The 15,320-nt window shown below is 70.4% G+C and carries 14 protein-coding genes; 3 read left to right on the forward strand and 11 right to left on the reverse strand.

Annotated features, from left to right (window positions below; all coding sequences use genetic code 11):
- Positions 1-42: 42 nt before the first annotated feature.
- The 5 genes from pafA to dop form a co-directional block, all read right to left on the reverse strand.
- Positions 43-1,401, reverse strand: coding sequence for a Pup--protein ligase (gene pafA / locus OU416_RS26175; RefSeq protein WP_270929667.1), 1,359 nt, complete (start codon positions 1,399-1,401; stop codon positions 43-45).
- A 332-nt stretch (positions 1,402-1,733) separates the two neighbouring features.
- Complete coding sequence (gene prcA / locus OU416_RS26180; RefSeq protein WP_270929668.1) at positions 1,734-2,483, reverse strand: proteasome subunit alpha; 750 nt, start codon at positions 2,481-2,483, stop codon at positions 1,734-1,736.
- A 51-nt stretch (positions 2,484-2,534) separates the two neighbouring features.
- The gene (prcB, locus tag OU416_RS26185) at positions 2,535-3,380 is read right to left on the reverse strand and encodes a proteasome subunit beta (RefSeq protein ID WP_270929669.1); all 846 of its coding nucleotides are present in this window, start codon (positions 3,378-3,380) and stop codon (positions 2,535-2,537) included.
- A 113-nt stretch (positions 3,381-3,493) separates the two neighbouring features.
- A complete protein-coding gene (locus OU416_RS26190) occupies positions 3,494-3,685 on the reverse strand; it encodes a ubiquitin-like protein Pup (RefSeq protein ID WP_093155583.1) in 192 nt (63 codons plus the stop codon).
- A 143-nt stretch (positions 3,686-3,828) separates the two neighbouring features.
- Positions 3,829-5,328: a depupylase/deamidase Dop gene (gene dop / locus OU416_RS26195; RefSeq protein WP_270929670.1), complete on the reverse strand. Its 1,500-nt coding sequence runs from the start codon at positions 5,326-5,328 to the stop codon at positions 3,829-3,831.
- 128 nt (positions 5,329-5,456) lie between these two features.
- On the opposite strand from dop, the gene OU416_RS26200 reads away from it, so the two are divergent.
- Positions 5,457-5,966 (forward strand): NUDIX hydrolase, encoded by a 510-nt coding sequence (locus tag OU416_RS26200; protein WP_270929671.1) that lies wholly within the window; start codon positions 5,457-5,459, stop codon positions 5,964-5,966.
- Between the two features lie 6 nt (positions 5,967-5,972).
- Here OU416_RS26200 and OU416_RS26205 read toward each other — a convergent pair whose 3' ends face one another.
- Together OU416_RS26205 and arc are read right to left on the reverse strand one after the other, a co-directional pair.
- Complete coding sequence (locus OU416_RS26205) at positions 5,973-6,920, reverse strand: aldo/keto reductase (RefSeq protein WP_270929672.1); 948 nt, start codon at positions 6,918-6,920, stop codon at positions 5,973-5,975.
- Positions 6,921-7,003: 83 nt separating this feature from the next.
- Complete coding sequence (gene arc, locus OU416_RS26210) at positions 7,004-8,794, reverse strand: proteasome ATPase (RefSeq protein ID WP_270929673.1); 1,791 nt, start codon at positions 8,792-8,794, stop codon at positions 7,004-7,006.
- 529 nt (positions 8,795-9,323) lie between these two features.
- On the opposite strand from arc, the gene OU416_RS26215 reads away from it, so the two are divergent.
- Positions 9,324-9,977 (forward strand): Rv0361 family membrane protein, encoded by a 654-nt coding sequence (locus OU416_RS26215; protein ID WP_270929674.1) that lies wholly within the window; start codon positions 9,324-9,326, stop codon positions 9,975-9,977.
- A gap of 60 nt (positions 9,978-10,037) precedes the next feature.
- Here OU416_RS26215 and OU416_RS26220 read toward each other — a convergent pair whose 3' ends face one another.
- Complete coding sequence (locus tag OU416_RS26220; protein ID WP_270929675.1) at positions 10,038-10,871, reverse strand: tRNA (adenine-N1)-methyltransferase; 834 nt, start codon at positions 10,869-10,871, stop codon at positions 10,038-10,040.
- A 190-nt stretch (positions 10,872-11,061) separates the two neighbouring features.
- Positions 11,062-12,201 carry a site-2 protease family protein gene (locus tag OU416_RS26225; RefSeq protein WP_270929676.1) on the reverse strand — a complete coding sequence of 380 codons (1,140 nt, stop codon included), beginning with the start codon at positions 12,199-12,201 and terminating at the stop codon, positions 11,062-11,064.
- Positions 12,202-12,394: 193 nt separating this feature from the next.
- On the opposite strand from OU416_RS26225, the gene OU416_RS26230 reads away from it, so the two are divergent.
- Positions 12,395-13,285 (forward strand): RecB family exonuclease, encoded by an 891-nt coding sequence (locus OU416_RS26230; RefSeq protein ID WP_270929677.1) that lies wholly within the window; start codon positions 12,395-12,397, stop codon positions 13,283-13,285.
- A 119-nt stretch (positions 13,286-13,404) separates the two neighbouring features.
- Here OU416_RS26230 and OU416_RS26235 read toward each other — a convergent pair whose 3' ends face one another.
- Both OU416_RS26235 and hisG read right to left on the reverse strand, forming a co-directional pair.
- A complete protein-coding gene (locus OU416_RS26235; RefSeq protein ID WP_270929678.1) occupies positions 13,405-14,250 on the reverse strand; it encodes a VOC family protein in 846 nt (281 codons plus the stop codon).
- A gap of 189 nt (positions 14,251-14,439) precedes the next feature.
- On the reverse strand, positions 14,440-15,288 hold the full coding sequence (gene hisG, locus OU416_RS26240; RefSeq protein ID WP_270929679.1) for an ATP phosphoribosyltransferase: 849 nt from the start codon (positions 15,286-15,288) through the stop codon (positions 14,440-14,442).
- Between the last annotated feature and the right edge of the window lie 32 nt (positions 15,289-15,320).

Genomic DNA, 15,320 nt, shown 5'->3' on the forward strand with positions numbered 1-15,320 from the left:
AACTTGGCGAAAGGTGCCCTTCACCTCGTCCCGATCGGTGGGTCAGAGGGAGTTGATGAGGCGTTCGACGCGGTCGTCGACCGCGCGGAACGGGTCCTTGCAGAGGACTGTGCGCTGGGCCTGGTCGTTGAGCTTGAGGTGCACCCAGTCGACCGTGAAGTCGCGGCCCGCGGCTTGGGCGGCGGCGATGAAGTCGCCGCGCAGCTTGGCCCTGGTGCTCTGCGGTGGGGTGTCCTTGGCCGCCTCGATCTCACCGTCCTCGGTGGCGCGGTCCACCAGGTCCTTGCGCTGGAGCATGTCGAACAGCCCACGTCCGCGGCGGATGTCGTGGTAGGCCAGGTCCAGCTGGGCGATGCGAGGGCTGGACAGCTCCAAGCCGTGCTTGCCGCGGTAGCGCTCCAGCAACCGGTGCTTGATCGCCCAGTCGATCTCCCGGTCGATCAGCGAGAAGTCCTGCTGCTCGATGGCGTCCAGCGCCCGGCCCCACAGCTCCAGGATCCGGTCGGTCATCGGGTCCGAACCGCGCCGCGCCACGTGGTCGACGGCCCTGCCGTAGTACTCCCGCTGGATGTCCAGCGCGGAGGCCTCCCGGCCGCCCGCCAGCCGGACCGTGCGCCGCCCGGTCAGGTCGTGGCTGATCTCCCGGATCGCGCGGATCGGGTTGTCCAGGCTGAAGTCCCGGAACTGCACGCCCTGCTCGACCATCTCCAGCACCAGGTTCGCCGAGCCGACCTTGAGCAGCGTGGTCACCTCGGACATGTTGGAGTCGCCGACGATGACGTGCAGCCGGCGGTAGCGCTCGGCGTCGGCGTGCGGCTCGTCGCGGGTGTTGATGATCGGCCGTGAGCGGGTCGTCGCGCTGGAGACGCCCTCCCAGATGTGCTCGGCGCGCTGCGACAGGCAGTACACCGCGCCGCGCGGGGTCTGCAGCACCTTGCCCGCGCCGCAGATGAGCTGGCGGGTGACCAGGAACGGCAGCAGCACGTCGGCGATCCGGGAGAACTCGCCGGAGCGACCGACCAGGTAGTTCTCGTGGCAGCCGTAGGAGTTGCCCGCGGAGTCGGTGTTGTTCTTGAACAGGAAGATGTCGCCGCCGATGCCCTCGTCGGCCAGCCGCCGCTCGGCGTCGATGAGCAGGTCCTCCAGGATCCGCTCACCGGACTTGTCGTGCGTGACGAGCTGGACGAGGTCGTCGCACTCGGCCGTGGCGTACTCCGGGTGGGAGCCCACGTCCAGGTAGAGCCTGGCCCCGTTGCGGAGGAAGACGTTGGACGACCGCCCCCACGACACGACCCGTCGGAACAGGTATCTGGCCACCTCGTCCGGGGACAGTCGACGCTGCCCGTGGAAGGTGCAGGTGACCCCGAACTCGGTTTCGATGCCGAAGATCCGCCGCTGCATGACTCCACACTAGGCGCTAATACCGCTTCGCGGCGGTCCGCCGTTCGGGCACCTGTGGCGCGTCCTGCCGACGAAAACGGTTGCACCGCGTCATCGGGCGTGCCGCGAAGGCCACCGGCACCCCCGCACCGCGCCCCGCGCACCCCGGTCACCCCGCCACGGGCGGTGTCCGCAGCGGCAGCCGACCACAGCATGTTGTGACCTCCGGCGGCGCCGCCGCTTGGCGGGCAGCCGTTCGGGGAATCCGGTGCGCAACGCACGAGTGCGGGACACCGGTCAGCCGACCGGCATCCCGCACTCGTGGAGTCGTCCGGGCGAAATCGCCACCGCCACTACTTGCCCGAGGGCGTCTCCTCGGAACCGGTGTCCTCGGACTCGTCCGAAGTCGACTCCCGCTCCGGGATCAGCGCCTTCAGCGCCGCACCCTGGATCCGGCGGAAGGTCCGGTTCGGCCGGGCGCGGTCGAGCACCGCGACCTCCAGCTTGTCGGCGCCCAGCTCCCGGTTGCCGTCCCCGCCGGAGCCCAGCGCCTCGATCGCCACCTTGGCCGCACCGGCCAGGTCCAGCCCGTCGCTGAAGGACTCCTTGAGCGCGCTGGTGATCGCGTCGGCCTGGCCGCCCATCACCACGAACTGCGGTTCGTCCACGATGGACCCGTCGTAGGTCAGCCGGTACAGCTGGTCGGTGTCGGCGGTGAAACCGGCCTCCGCCACGCAGATCTCGACCTCGAACGGCTTGATCTGCTCGGTGAAGATGGCACCCAGGTGCTGGGCGTAGGTGTTGGCCAGCGACCGGCCGGTGACGTCACGCCGGTCGTAGGAGTACCCGCGCACGTCGGCGATGCGCACCCCGGCCACCCGCAGCGCCTCGAACTCGCTGTAGCGGCCCACCGCCGCGAAGCCGATGCGGTCGTAGATCTCGGAGACCTTGTGCAGCGTCGGCGACGGGTTCTCGGCGACGAACAGCACCCCACCGGCGTACTTGAGCACCACCACGCTGCGCCCCCGCGCAATGCCCTTGCGGGCCAGCTCGGAACGCTCCCGCATCAACTGCTCGGGGGAGGTGTAGAACGGCATCGTCACGGCTGTGCACTCCTGGTTCGAATCTGCTCGCGAGTCGGATCGGGGCGGGTGTCAGCCGCCGGGGTTCTCCAACCGGCCGTTGACGACCTCGGTGGCGACCTCGGAGGTGCGCTCCTCGGGCAGCCGCACGGCACCGTCGGCGGCCGTGATGGTGATGACCGACGGGAAGATGCGCCGCGACAGGTCCGGGCCACCGGTGGCCGAGTCGTCGTCGGCGGCGTCGTAGAGCGCCTCGACCGCGGTGCGCACCGCGGTGTCCAGGTCGGCGTCCGGGTCGAAGCGCTTCTTCAGCGCGGATTTCGCGAACAGCGAACCCGAACCGACCGCGTGGTAGCCGCCCGCCTCGTCGTAGCGGCCGCCGACCACGTCGTAGGACACGATCCGCCCGGCGCGGTCGGGGTCCTCGGCGTCGGTGTCGTAACCGGCGAACAGCGGCACCACGGCGAGGCCCTGCATGGCGGCCTGGAGGTTGCCGCGCAGCATGTTCGCCAGCCGGTTCGCCTTGCCGTCCAGCGACAGCGAGATGCCTTCCAGCTTCTCGTAGTGCTCCAGCTCGACCGCGTACAGCTTGACCAGTTCCTGCGCCACGCCCGCGGTACCGGCGATGCCGACGGCCGAGTACGCGTCGGTGACGAACAGCTTCTCCATGTCCCGCTGGGCGATCAGGTTGCCCATCGTGGCCCGGCGGTCACCGGCCAGCAGCACACCACCGCGGAAGGTCACCGCGACGATCGTGGTGCCGTGCGGTGCTTCCACCACGCCGTCGGCCAGCTTCCGGCCACCGGGCAGCAGTTCGGGCGAAGTGGACCGGAGGAAGTCGGTGAACGACGACGACCCCGGGGTGAGGTAGGCGGCGGGCAGTGCCTGACCCGGGAACTGGGTCGAGCTCGATTCCATCAGCGACATCGTCTCCCGATCGAAGGACCTGCGACTGGTACGCACTCTAGTCAAGATCCGGCGCGCAGCGGACGGCACCGGGCCGCGCGAAGCGGCCCGGGAACCGGTTCCGACTACTGCCCGCCCTTCTGGACGTAGGCGCGGACGAAGTCCTCGGCGTTCTCCTCCAGGACGTCGTCGATCTCATCCAGGATGGCGTCCACGTCCTCGCCGAGCTTCTCGCGGCGTTCCTGGCCCGCGGCCTCCGGCCCCTGCTCTTCCTCGCCGTCGCCGCCGCCGTGCCGCTGAACCTTTTCCTGGGACATCTCGCCTCCCGGTGGTCGATCTGGCGGACCTCCCCTGCACCGGGGACGTCCTGGTGTGAACACTACCCATCCGAACACCCGTTGGCCCACGGCCAGCCGGGGGTCATTGGCGATCTCCCGGACCCACCTGACGTGGCTGTCCGTCACCCCTTGGTCAGGGAGTCGACCAGTTCCTCGGCGCTGGCCGCGGCCTCCAGGAGCGCGCCCACGTGGGCCTTCGTGCCGCGTAGCGGTTCCAACGTCGGGATGCGCACCAGCGATTCCCGGCCGAGGTCGAAGATGACCGAGTCCCAGGACGCCGCGGCCACCTCCGACGGGTAGCGCTCCAGGCAGCGGCCGCGGAAGTAGGCGCGGGTGTCCTCCGGCGGCGTGAGCACCGCGTCGCGGACCTCCTCCTCGCTGACCAGGCGCTTCATCGAGCCGCGCGCGACCAGCCGGTTGTAGAGGCCCTTGTCCAGCCGGACGTCGGAGTACTGCAGGTCGATCATGTGCAGCCGCGGCGAGGCCCAGCCCAGGCTGTCGCGGCTGCGGTAGCTCTCCAGCAGCCGCAGCTTGGCCGGCCAGTCCAGCCGGTCGGCGCAGCTCATCGGGTCGGTGCTGAGCAGGTCCAGCACCTCGCCCCAGGTGTCCAGGACGTCCCGCGCGGCCCGCTCGCCGCCGTGCTCGTCGAGGAAGGCGGCCGCCCGCTCGTGGTAGGCGCGCTGCAGGTCCAGGCCGGTGAACCGGCGGCCGTCGGCGAGCTCCACGGTCTGCTTCAGCGTCGGGTCGTGGCTGATCAGGTGCACGGCCTGGACCGGGTCGATCAGCTTCAGGTCGTCGAAGCGAAGGCCGGCCTCGATCATGTCCAGCACCAGCGCCGCGGTGCCGAGCTTGAGGTAGGTCGAGGTCTCCGCCAGGTTGGCGTCGCCGATGATCACGTGCAGCCGCCGGTACTTGTCGGCGTCGGCGTGCGGTTCGTCGCGGGTGTTGATGATGCCGCGCTTGAGGGTGGTCTCCAGGCCGACCTCGACCTCGATGTAGTCGGAGCGCTGGGAGAGCTGGAACCCGGCCTTCTCCCCCGCCTGCCCGACGCCGACCCGGCCCGAACCGCAGATCACCTGGCGGGAGGCGAAGAACGGGGTCAGCCCGCCGATCACCGCGGTGAACGGGGTGCTGCGCGACATCAGGTAGTTCTCGTGGGTGCCGTAGCTGGCGCCCTTGCCGTCGACGTTGTTCTTGTAGAGCTGGATGGGCGCGGTGCCGGGCACGCTGGCCGCCCGCATCGCCGCCTCCTCCATCACCCGTTCGCCCGCCTTGTCCCAGATGACCGCGTCGCGCGGGTTGGTCACCTCGGGGGCGGAGTACTCCGGGTGCGCGTGGTCGACGTAGAGCCGCGCGCCGTTGGTCAGGATGACGTTGGCCGCGCCGAGGTCGTCACCATCGGAGTTGCTGGGTTGCTGCGCCGCGGCGCTCAGGTCGAAGCCCCGGGCGTCGCGCAGGGGCGATTCGACCTCGTAGTCCCAGCGCGCGCGCCTGGCCCGCGGGATGTCGGCCGCCGCCGCGTACGCGAGCACGATGTGCGTGGAGGTCAGCACCGGGTTTGCGCTGGAATCGCCCGGCACGACGATGCCGTACTCCACCTCGGTTCCCATGATCCGCCGCATACCTCGCAGCGTACGGGGTATCACCGACCGTGCGGAGTGCTGCACGCCACACGATGTCGGATCGTGGGAAGTGCCGCCGGTGCCGGTGCGTCCGGTGGGCCTCGCCGGACGGCTGCGACGATCGGGGCATGAACCCTGGCGAAGAACTGGTGGCCGTGTACGACGCGGCCGGGCGTGTCGTGGGCAGCGCGACCCGGCAGCGGATGCGCGCGGAAGGCCTGTGGCACGCGTCGGCGGCGGTGCTGGTCCGCTCCCCCGACGGCGAGAGCATCTACGTGCACCGCAGGACCGACACGAAGGACGTCTTCCCCGGCATGCACGACTGCGCGGCCGGTGGCGCCGTCGCGGCGGGCGAAGACCCGGCCGCCACGGCCGAGCGCGAGCTCGCCGAGGAGCTGGGCGTGCGCGGTGCCCCGCTGCACTTCCTGTTCCGCTCCACCTTCGACCAGGGCACCGTGCGCTACCACGGCTTCCTCTACGAAGTCCGCTGGGACGGGCCGATCACCCACCAGCCCGAAGAGGTCGCCGCCGGCTGGTGGATGCCCCTGCCGGAGCTCCGCGAACGGCTGGACGACCCGCGGTGGCCGTTCGTCCCGGACGGCCGGAAGTTCGCCCTGGAGTGGTTCGCCCGGATGTGAATCCGCTCAGCGCCAGGGAAGAGCGGCCCTGTCGCCCCAGTAGGTCGCCGCGTCGCGGGCCAGGGTCTGCAGGGCGTGCAGGTCCCGGTCGGTGAGCTCCACGCGGCAGGCCGCCACGTTCGCCGCCAGCTGCTCGACGCTGGCCGGGCCGAGCAGCACCACGTCCGCCCACGGCTGGTGCAGCACGTGCGCGATGGCCACCGCGTCCGGCGCCACGCCGTGCCGGTCGGCGACCGCCGCCAGCTCCCGGGGCACGTCGACCGCGAGACGCCCGTTGGCCAGGGTCTCCTTGACCAGCACCCGCCAACCACCTGCGTGCACCTCGGTCAGCGCCCGCCCCGCGGACGGCTCCATCGAGTTCCACGTGGACTGCACGGCCGAGAACAGCTGCCGCCCGCCGACCTCGATCTCCCAGGCGCGTTCGATGGCCTCGGCCTGCGCCGCACCGCTGGTGGAGAAGCCCAGGTGCACGCCTGCGTCGCGGATGCGGGCGAGTTCGTGCTGCAGCGCCATGTCCTCGAACAGCGGGCTGCTCGCGGTCAGCGAGTGCACCTGGTAGAGGCCCACCCGGTCGCCCAGCAGCTTGCGGGTTTCCGCCCACTGCGTGCGCAAGCGCTCCAGCGAGTGCTCCTTGACCTCGTGCACCTCGGTCTCGATCCGCCACTGCGCGACGTAGGCGTAGCCCCACTTGCTGGACACCGCCACGTCGCCGTGCCCGCGTTCGCGCAGCCACTCGGCGAGGAACTGCTCGGCGCTGCCGTAGGAACGCGCCGTGTCCACCCACCGGATGCCGCTGGCGTAGGCGGCGTCCAGGACCGCGCGGGTGCGCTCCCGCATGGCCTGCGCGCTGCGCTGCGCGGGCAGCACGTCGGAGCGGCCGACGTTGATGTAAGCCGGGCGGCCCAGGGCGGCCAGTCCGAGCCCGAGCCGCTCCACCGGTGTCTGCGGGATCATGCCTGGAAACGTAACCGCTGCCGGGCTCCGGCACAGCTCGGGGCCGCCACCCGGAGGAGGTGGCGGCCCCGAGCCCAGCGCCCTTACAGGTACTGACCCGTGTTCGTAGCGGTGTCTATCGCTCGACCGGATTCCTGGTTCTTCCCGCTGACCAGGGTGCGGATGTAGACGATCCGCTCGCCCTTCTTGCCGGAGATGCGGGCCCAGTCGTCCGGGTTGGTGGTGTTGGGCAGGTCCTCGTTCTCGGCGAACTCGTCGATGATGGCGTCCTGGAGGTGCTGCACCCGCAGACCCGGCTGCTTGGTCTCCAGCACCGACTTGATCGCCGCCTTCTTCGCCCGGTCCACGATGTTCTGGATCATCGCGCCGGAGTTGAAGTCCTTGAAGTACAGGACTTCCTTGTCACCGTTGGCGTAGGTGACCTCCAGGAACCGGTTCTCCTCGGTCTCGGCGTACATCCGCTCGACCGTGGTCTGGATCATCGCGTCCACGCACGCCGTCTTGTCGCCGCCGAACTCCTTGAGGTCCTCCTCGTGGATCGGCAGCGTCCCGGTCAGGTACTTGGAGAAGATGTCCTTGGCCGACTCGGCGTCCGGCCGCTCGATCTTGATCTTCACGTCGAGCCTGCCCGGTCGCAGGATCGCCGGGTCGATCATGTCCTCGCGGTTGGAGGCGCCGATGACGATGACGTTCTCCAGGCCCTCGACACCGTCGATCTCGCTGAGCAGCTGCGGGACGATGGTGGTCTCCACGTCGGAGGACACCCCGCTGCCGCGGGTCCGGAAGATCGAGTCCATCTCGTCGAAGAACACGATCACCGGGGTGCCCTCGGAGGCCTTCTCCCGCGCCCGCTGGAAGATCAGCCGGATGTGCCGCTCGGTCTCGCCGACGAACTTGTTCAGCAGCTCGGGGCCCTTGATGTTCAGGAAGTAGGACTTGGCCTGACCATCGTCGTCGCCGCGCGCGGCCGCCACCTGCTTGGCCAGCGAGTTGGCCACCGCCTTGGCGATGAGCGTCTTGCCGCAGCCCGGCGGGCCGTACAGCAGGACGCCCTTCGGCGGGCGCAGCTGGTACTCGATGTAGAGGTCGGAGTGCAGGAACGGCAGCTCCACGGCGTCGCGGATCTGCTCGATCTGCCCGGACAGGCCACCGATGTCCTGGTAGCCGACGTCGGGCACCTCCTCCAGCACGAGGTCTTCGACCTCCGCCTTGGGCACCACGTCGAAGGCATACCCGGCTTTGCTGTCGACCAGCACCGAATCGCCCGCCTTGAGCCCGGCGGTCACCAGCGGTTCGGTGACCCACACGACGCGTTCCTCGTCGGTGTGTCCCAGCACCAGCGCGCGGGAGCTCTCCCCGTTACCGCTGGACAGGAGCTCCCGGAAGGTGCAGACCTCACCGGTTCGCTCGAACGCACCAGCCTCCACCACCGTCAGTGCCTCGTTGAGGCGCACCGACTGGCCCAGTCTCAGGTCCTCCGTCTCGACGTTGGGCGACACCGCCACCCGCATCTTGCGACCAGACGTGAACACGTCGACCGTGCCGTCATCGAAGCGGTTCAGGAACACCCCGTAGCCGCTGGGCGGCTGGGCGAGCCGGTCGACTTCCTCGCGCAGCGCCATCAACTGGCCCCGCGCTTCCTTCAGGGTCTCGGTGAGCTTGGCGTTCCGTTCGGTGAGCTGACTCACTCTCTCGGATGCCTCGGCCAGCCGCTTTTCCAGCAACCGGGCCTGTTGGGGCGACTCGTTGAGCCTGCGGCGCAGCAGAGCAACCTCGTCCTCCAAAAGGCGGATCTGGCTGCGGAGCTCTGCATTGCCACCGCTGTACTGCTCGCCGCCCTCCTCTGGCCGGCTGCCGGGACGGTCGTGCTGCATGTCGGCACCCTCCTCCCGTGCTCGTACCACCACGGTACCGGCGATCACCGACGACGGCGGCGTCGTGAATGTCCGCCGGATCGCCCAGCGTGCCACAAAAATCCGCGAATACCCACGAAGTCGGCCAGGTTGTTCCCAGCGGGTCGGCCCGGCCCGGGAGGCGGCCGGACACGGTGCGTCGACGATCATGGTCCGATCGATACGTTGCGCTGCGGGCCGCGCGGTGCCCCGCGCCGCTGGACAGCGCGGGTTTTCCGTTGCGCCACGCGGATCGCGCTCGCGCACCGGCATCCGGGTTAACGGTTCCGGCAACCGGGTGGCGTTGCCCGCGAGCACCCGCTTCCCCACCCGGAACTTCTCCCATCATTTGGAACAACTGCCCCCGGCGTCCACCAAGAGCGGACGAACCCGCCGTGACGATTCGGTGCGGAATGGTCCACTCCGTGCACGTCCCGCCGCGCCCTCTGATCTACTTACGGCCGCCGCGCAGACGGCGACCAGCACGACGCACACCTCCGGGGAGGAGCTCATGACCTATCCGCCGCAGCAGCCTGGACCGGGCGGGTGGGGCCAGCAGCAACCCACGGGCAACGGATTCCCGCCACCGGGAACACCGGAAACCCCGCAGCAGCAGCCCGCCTTCTACGGCAACCAGCACACCGGCTGGGGTCAGCAAGGGCCGGACCAGCCGCAGCAGGCGCCCACGCCCCCGCAGTGGGGCAGCGAGTTCGGCCCCGGTTCCTGGCTCCAGGAGCCCAACGGTTTCGCCGATGTGGAACCACCACAGCAGAAGAAGTCGAAGCTGCCGCTGATCCTCGGCATCGTCGGGGCGCTGGTCGTCCTGGCGGGCGCCGGTGTCGGCGTGTACTTCTGGCTCACCAGCGGGCCCGGCGATCCCAAGCCGGTGGCCCAGCAGCTGGTGACCAAGGTCAACAACCACGACTTCAAGAGCGTTCGCGGACTGCTGTGCGAGTCCAACAAGGCGGAGCTCAACCAGGCCCTCGACCAGCTCGAGCAGTGGAAGTTCAAGGTCGAGCTCGGTCAGGTCACGGAGCGCGACGACACGGCCACCGCGAAGCTGACCGGGACCTACGTGGCCGACGGCAAGACCCACCCCGTGGACCAGACCATGGGGCTCAAGGTCGAGGACGGGACCTGGAAGGTCTGCCAGCTCGACCAGTGATCGCAGGTGGATCGCCGCAGCGGCCCGCCCTGGTAGCTCCGGGGCGGGCCGCTGCGCGTGTCAGCCCTTGCTCGGGCGGCGCTGGACGCGGGGCGGGGTCACGCCGTCCGCCAGGCGGCGGGTGACCAGCAGGAAGGCCGTGTGGGCGACCATGCGGTGCTCCGGGCGGACCGCCATGCCGACCACGTGCCAGGGCCGCAGGAGGGTCTCCCAGGCCTGCGGTTCGGTCCAGTTCTGCTGCTCGCGGATCGCCTCGGTGATGCGGGAGAGCTGGGTCGTGGTCGCCACGTACACCACCAGCACACCGCCGGGGATCAGCTTGTCGTGGACCTTGTCCAGGACCTCCCACGGCGCGAGCATGTCCAGCACCACGCGGTCGACCGGGTCGCCGTCGTAGTCCTTGAGGTCGCCCAGGGTCAGCGACCAGTTGTCCGGGATGTCGCCGAAGAAGCGCTTCACGTTGCGCTCGGCGTGCTCGTAGTGGTCCTCCCGGACCTCGTAGGAGGTCACGCTGCCCTCGGGGCCCACCGCGCGCAGCAGCGAGCAGCTCAGCGCGCCCGAGCCCGCACCGGCCTCCAGCACCCGCGCGCCGGGTCGGATGTCGCCCCACATCAGGATCTGCGCGGCGTCCTTGGGGTAGATGACCTGGGCGCCGCGCGGCATGGACAGCACGTAGTCGGCCAGCAGCGGGCGCATGGCCAGGAACGACGTACCGCCCGCCGAGGTCACCACCGAACCCTCGGGCTCGCCGATCAGGTCGTCGTGCGCCAGCGCCCCGCGGTGCGTGTGGTACTCCCCTCCCGGCTCCAGCACGACCGTGTACTTCCGCCCCTTGGGGTCGGTCAACTGGACCCGGTCTCCGGGCTGGAACTCACCGCTGACGGTGCTGCTCAACTGCGGCCTACCTTCTCGACGCTGGTACAGCGCACCATCGTCGCAGAGGCCCCGGCGCTACCTGGGATCGGCGTCCGGCCTGCGGTTTCCGCTGGTCAAGTGCCGTGAGCACTTTGGGGTGCTATAGCCCCACAAAACGCTCACGGGTCGTGACCGGGGACGACGGAGCTCTTCGAGGTGCCCCGCCGCCTCAGTCGTGCCGGGAGCGCAGGGCGGCGCGGAGGTCTTCGCGGCGGAGGACGCCGCTGGGGCGGCCTTCTTCGTCGATCACCAGGAACTGCCAGGCCAGGACCGTGCGGACGCGTTCCAGGATCGCCTCGGGGGGCTCGCTGTCGAGCAGGATCGTGTCCGGGTCGACCGGTTCGGCGGCTCGTTCGGCGGGTTCGTTCGGGGCGTGGGTGGCCAGCCGCTCGGCCGCCGTCTGGTCCAGCAGGCCCACCGCGATGCCGTCGGCGCGCACCAGCACCACTCCCCGGCCTGCCGCGGCCAGCAGCGCATCGCCCACCGGGCTCTCCGCCGGGAGCTGCAGCACCGGGCGCACGAGCTCCCGCAGGGTCAGCCCGGCCGGCCAGCTCCGGCGCTGGTCGGCAGCGCGCTCGGCGTTGGCGCCGGCCACCACGAACCACGCCATCAGCACGCACACGCCCAGCCGCAGCCACTGGTCCTGGGCGTTCTCGATCAGCCCCAGCAGCGCCCAGACGATCAGCGCCGCCGCGACCACGCCCGCGCCGATCACGCCGGCGGTGGTGCCGGTGCGGCGCCTGCCGGTGATCCGCCAGGTCAGCGCGCGCAGCATCCGGCCGCCGTCCAGCGGCAGGCCGGGCAGCAGGTTGAACACCGCGACCGCGAGGTTTGCCACGCAGGTCTGCACCACCAGCAGCCAGATCGCCCCGCCCGGCACCATGGCGAACCAGCCGATCCCCGTGACCACCGCGAGCACCAGCGACACCGCCGGGCCCGCGGCCGCGATCAGCCCTTCCTGGGTGGGCTTGGGCGGCGTGCGGGAGATCTCGGTCAGGCCGCCGAGCAGGAACAACCGGACCCGGCGCACCGGCAGGCCGAGCCGCAGCGCGACGATGCAGTGCCCCAGCTCGTGCAGCAGCACCGAGGCCGCGAGGAACACCGTGAACACCGCGGCGAGCACCGCGCTCTCCCAGACACCGGCGCCGGGCAGGATGCGGCCCACCAGCGGCGTGTAGAGCAGCACGATCAGCGCCGCCCCCAGCCACCAGGACGGGGAGAGCAGCACGGGCACCCCGGCGACCCGGCACAGCAGCAGGCCACCGTCGTTGAGCTTGGGCCGGGCAGGCGGGGATGCGGTCGGTGGCATGCGCGCAGGGTAGTACTCGCTCCGTGAAGACACTGTCGGCGTAGCCGTCCGCGCCTGTCAAAGCGGCGTCAGCCGCTTCGAGCACGCACGCAGCTCGCACCGCCACGCAAAACAACCACGAACAGGCTCTGCGGCGGTCGTGAGCCGCACGGGCCTGATCGCGTGTCGGAGGGCTCGATTAGGGTTCCTGGCCATGGCCGAACCGGTGGGAACAGCAGCAAGCGGCGCGCTCCAGGACCGCGGGACGAGACGTCCGGCGCTGTCTCCGTCGCGCGCGGGCGACTTCAAGCAGTGCCCGCTGCTGTACCGGTTCCGCGCGGTGGACCGGCTGCCGGAGACCCCGACCAGGGCGCAGGTGCGCGGCACCGTGGTGCACTCGGTGCTGGAGCGGCTGTTCGGGCTGCCGATCGAGCAGCGCGACCCGGAGCAGGCGCGCGCGCTGCTCGCCCCGGCGTGGGCGGAGCTGCAGGAGCAGCAGCCCGAGCTGGCCGGGCTGTTCGACGGCCCCGACGACCCCGAGCTGGCGAGCTGGCTGGAGTCGGCGACGGCGCTGCTGGAGTCCTACTTCGAGATGGAGGACCCGCGGCGGCTGGAGCCGGAGGCCTGCGAGCTGCGGGTGGAGACCGAGCTGGACTCCGGGGTGCTGCTGCGCGGGTTCATCGACCGCGTCGACGTCGCGCCGACCGGGGAGATCCGGCTGGTCGACTACAAGACCGGCGCCGCGCCGCGCGAGATCGGCGAGGCCAAGGCGATGTTCCAGATGAAGTTCTACGCCCTGGTGCTGTGGCGGACCCGCGGTGAGATCCCGCGCCAGCTGCTGCTGATGTACCTGGCCAGCAAGCAGCGCCTGGCCTACGCGCCGGACGAGACGGAGCTGCGCCGCTTCGAGCGGACGCTGGAAGCGATCTGGCAGGCGATCCTGCGCGCGGGCAAGACCGGCGACTTCCGCCCGAACCCGAGCCGGCTGTGCGACTACTGCGACCACAAGGCGCTGTGCCCGGCCTTCGGCGGCACCCCGCCGCCCTACCCGGGCTGGCCGGAGCCCGACCCGGGCGAGGAATCGGTCCTGGACCGCACCGACTGATCGTCTACGGTTTCCAGGCTCGTTTTGCGTGGCGGTGCCGGTAGCGGAACCTCAGACGCCGCCTGAACTGCGGGAGCCCGTTCTTATGTATGTCCAGTCTCGCCGCCGCTGAGAACCGGTCAGTCCTCGTACGGGTCGTAGTTGGCCGCGGTGCCGTACTCGCCGGCCTGGGTCTGGTCGATCACCGCGAAGCGGGCCCCCGTCGGGTCCCGCAGGACCGCGACCCGGCCGATGCTGGAGTCGTAGGGATCCACCCGGACCCGGCCGCCCAGCGCGATCGCGGTGCGGACCAGCTCGTCGGTGCCGACGCTCTCGTCCACGCCGAGGTAGAGCAGCCAGTGCGGGTGCGTGCTCGCCGTGATGTGCTCGCGGATCATGCTCACCCGCGCCAGCACCGACTCCTCGCCGAGGTACCAGACGGAGTAGTCCGAGCGGTTCTCGGTGCCGAACTTCTCCGCGTCGTAGCCGAAGAGCTCGTGGAAGAAGTTGTCCGCGGTCTGCGCCTTGATGGTGACCAGTTCGGCCCACATCAGGGTGCCCGGCAGCCCGACGTCGAACTGCCAGGACTCCTCGGGCTGCAGCAGTCCGAACTCGGCGTCGGCCGGTCCGACCAGCACCGCCTTGGTGCCCACGCCCGGGACGTGGTTGTGCGGCACCGTCAGCGTCGCGCCCAGCTCCTGCGCGTGCGCGGTGGTCGCCGCGCAGTCCGCGCTGGCCAGGTAGAGCCGCCACGTGGAGTGGTCACCGGAGGCGGCGCGCAGGCTCGCCACCGGGAACCCCTCCCGCAGCGCGATCACGTGCTCTCCGGAGACCGGATCGCTGTGCGTCCGGTACTCCCAGCCGAACAGGCCCGCGTAGAACTCGCGGGCCCGCTCCAGGTCCGTGGTGATGAGCTCTATCCAGCAGGGCATCCCCTCGTAGAGCTCCCACCGCGGCGGGGTCTTCCCCGGCACCACGACTGCCATTCGCTCACCCCCGCAGTCTTTCCGTCCAAGATCGTTCGCGAAGGTCATTATCCGCGCCCGGTGCGCGCACCAGCCCGCACCGGGCCCCGAAGCGGATCACGATCCGGTTGAATCACCGGGCATGAGGGACGAAGCGTGCGGATTCCAGGCTCGCACCCGCGGTCCGGGACGAGCCTGGAACACCGTCATTCAGAGGCGGCAGGCGCGGATGTCCGAGGACAGGATCGCCTTGGCACCGACCGCCACCAGGCGATCCATGATCGCCGGGGCTTCCTTGCGGGAGACCATGGCTCGCACCGCCACCCAGTTCTCGTCGGCCAGCGGCGCCATCGTCGGCGAGCCCAGGCCGGGCGTCATCGCGGTGGCCTCGTCGAGCAGCTCGCGCGGGCAGTTGTAGTCCAGCATCACGTACTGCTGGGCGAACACCACGCCCTGCAGCCGCGCGATCAGCTGGTCCTTGACCGGGTCCACCGCCGAACCGCGGCGCTCGATCACCACCGCCTCGGACTTGCAGATCGGGTCGCCGAAGGCGGCCAGCCCGTGCTGGCGCAGCGTGCGGCCGGAGCCGACCACGTCGGCGATCGCGTCGGCGACGCCGAGCTGGATGGAGATCTCCACCGCCCCGTCGAGCCGGATGACCTCGGCGGTCACGCCGTGCCGGGCCAGGTCGTCGGTGACCAGCTTCGGGTAGGAGGTGGCGATCCGCTTGTCCTGCAGGTCCGCCGGGGTCCACTCGTGCGGGCCGGCCGGCGCGGCGTAGCGGAAGGTGGATCCGCCGAAGCCCAGCGCCAGCCGCTCCTCGACCGGCGCACCGGAGTCCAGCGCCAGATCGCGGCCGGTGAGCCCCAGGTCCAGCTCGCCGGAGCCGACGTAGATGGCGATGTCCTTGGGGCGCAGGAAGAAGAACTCGACGTCGTTGGTGGCGTCGAGCACCGTCAGGTCCCGCTGCTCATGGCGCTGCCGGTACCCGGCTTCCGCGAGCATCTCGGATGCGGGCCCGGCCAGCGTGCCCTTGTTGGGCACAGCCACACGCAGCATGGCAGCGTTCTCCTTCTTCGTTGTTGACGGAC

Source organism: Saccharopolyspora indica (assembly GCF_027853965.1).
Classification (GTDB): Bacteria; Actinomycetota; Actinomycetes; order Mycobacteriales; family Pseudonocardiaceae; genus Saccharopolyspora; species Saccharopolyspora indica.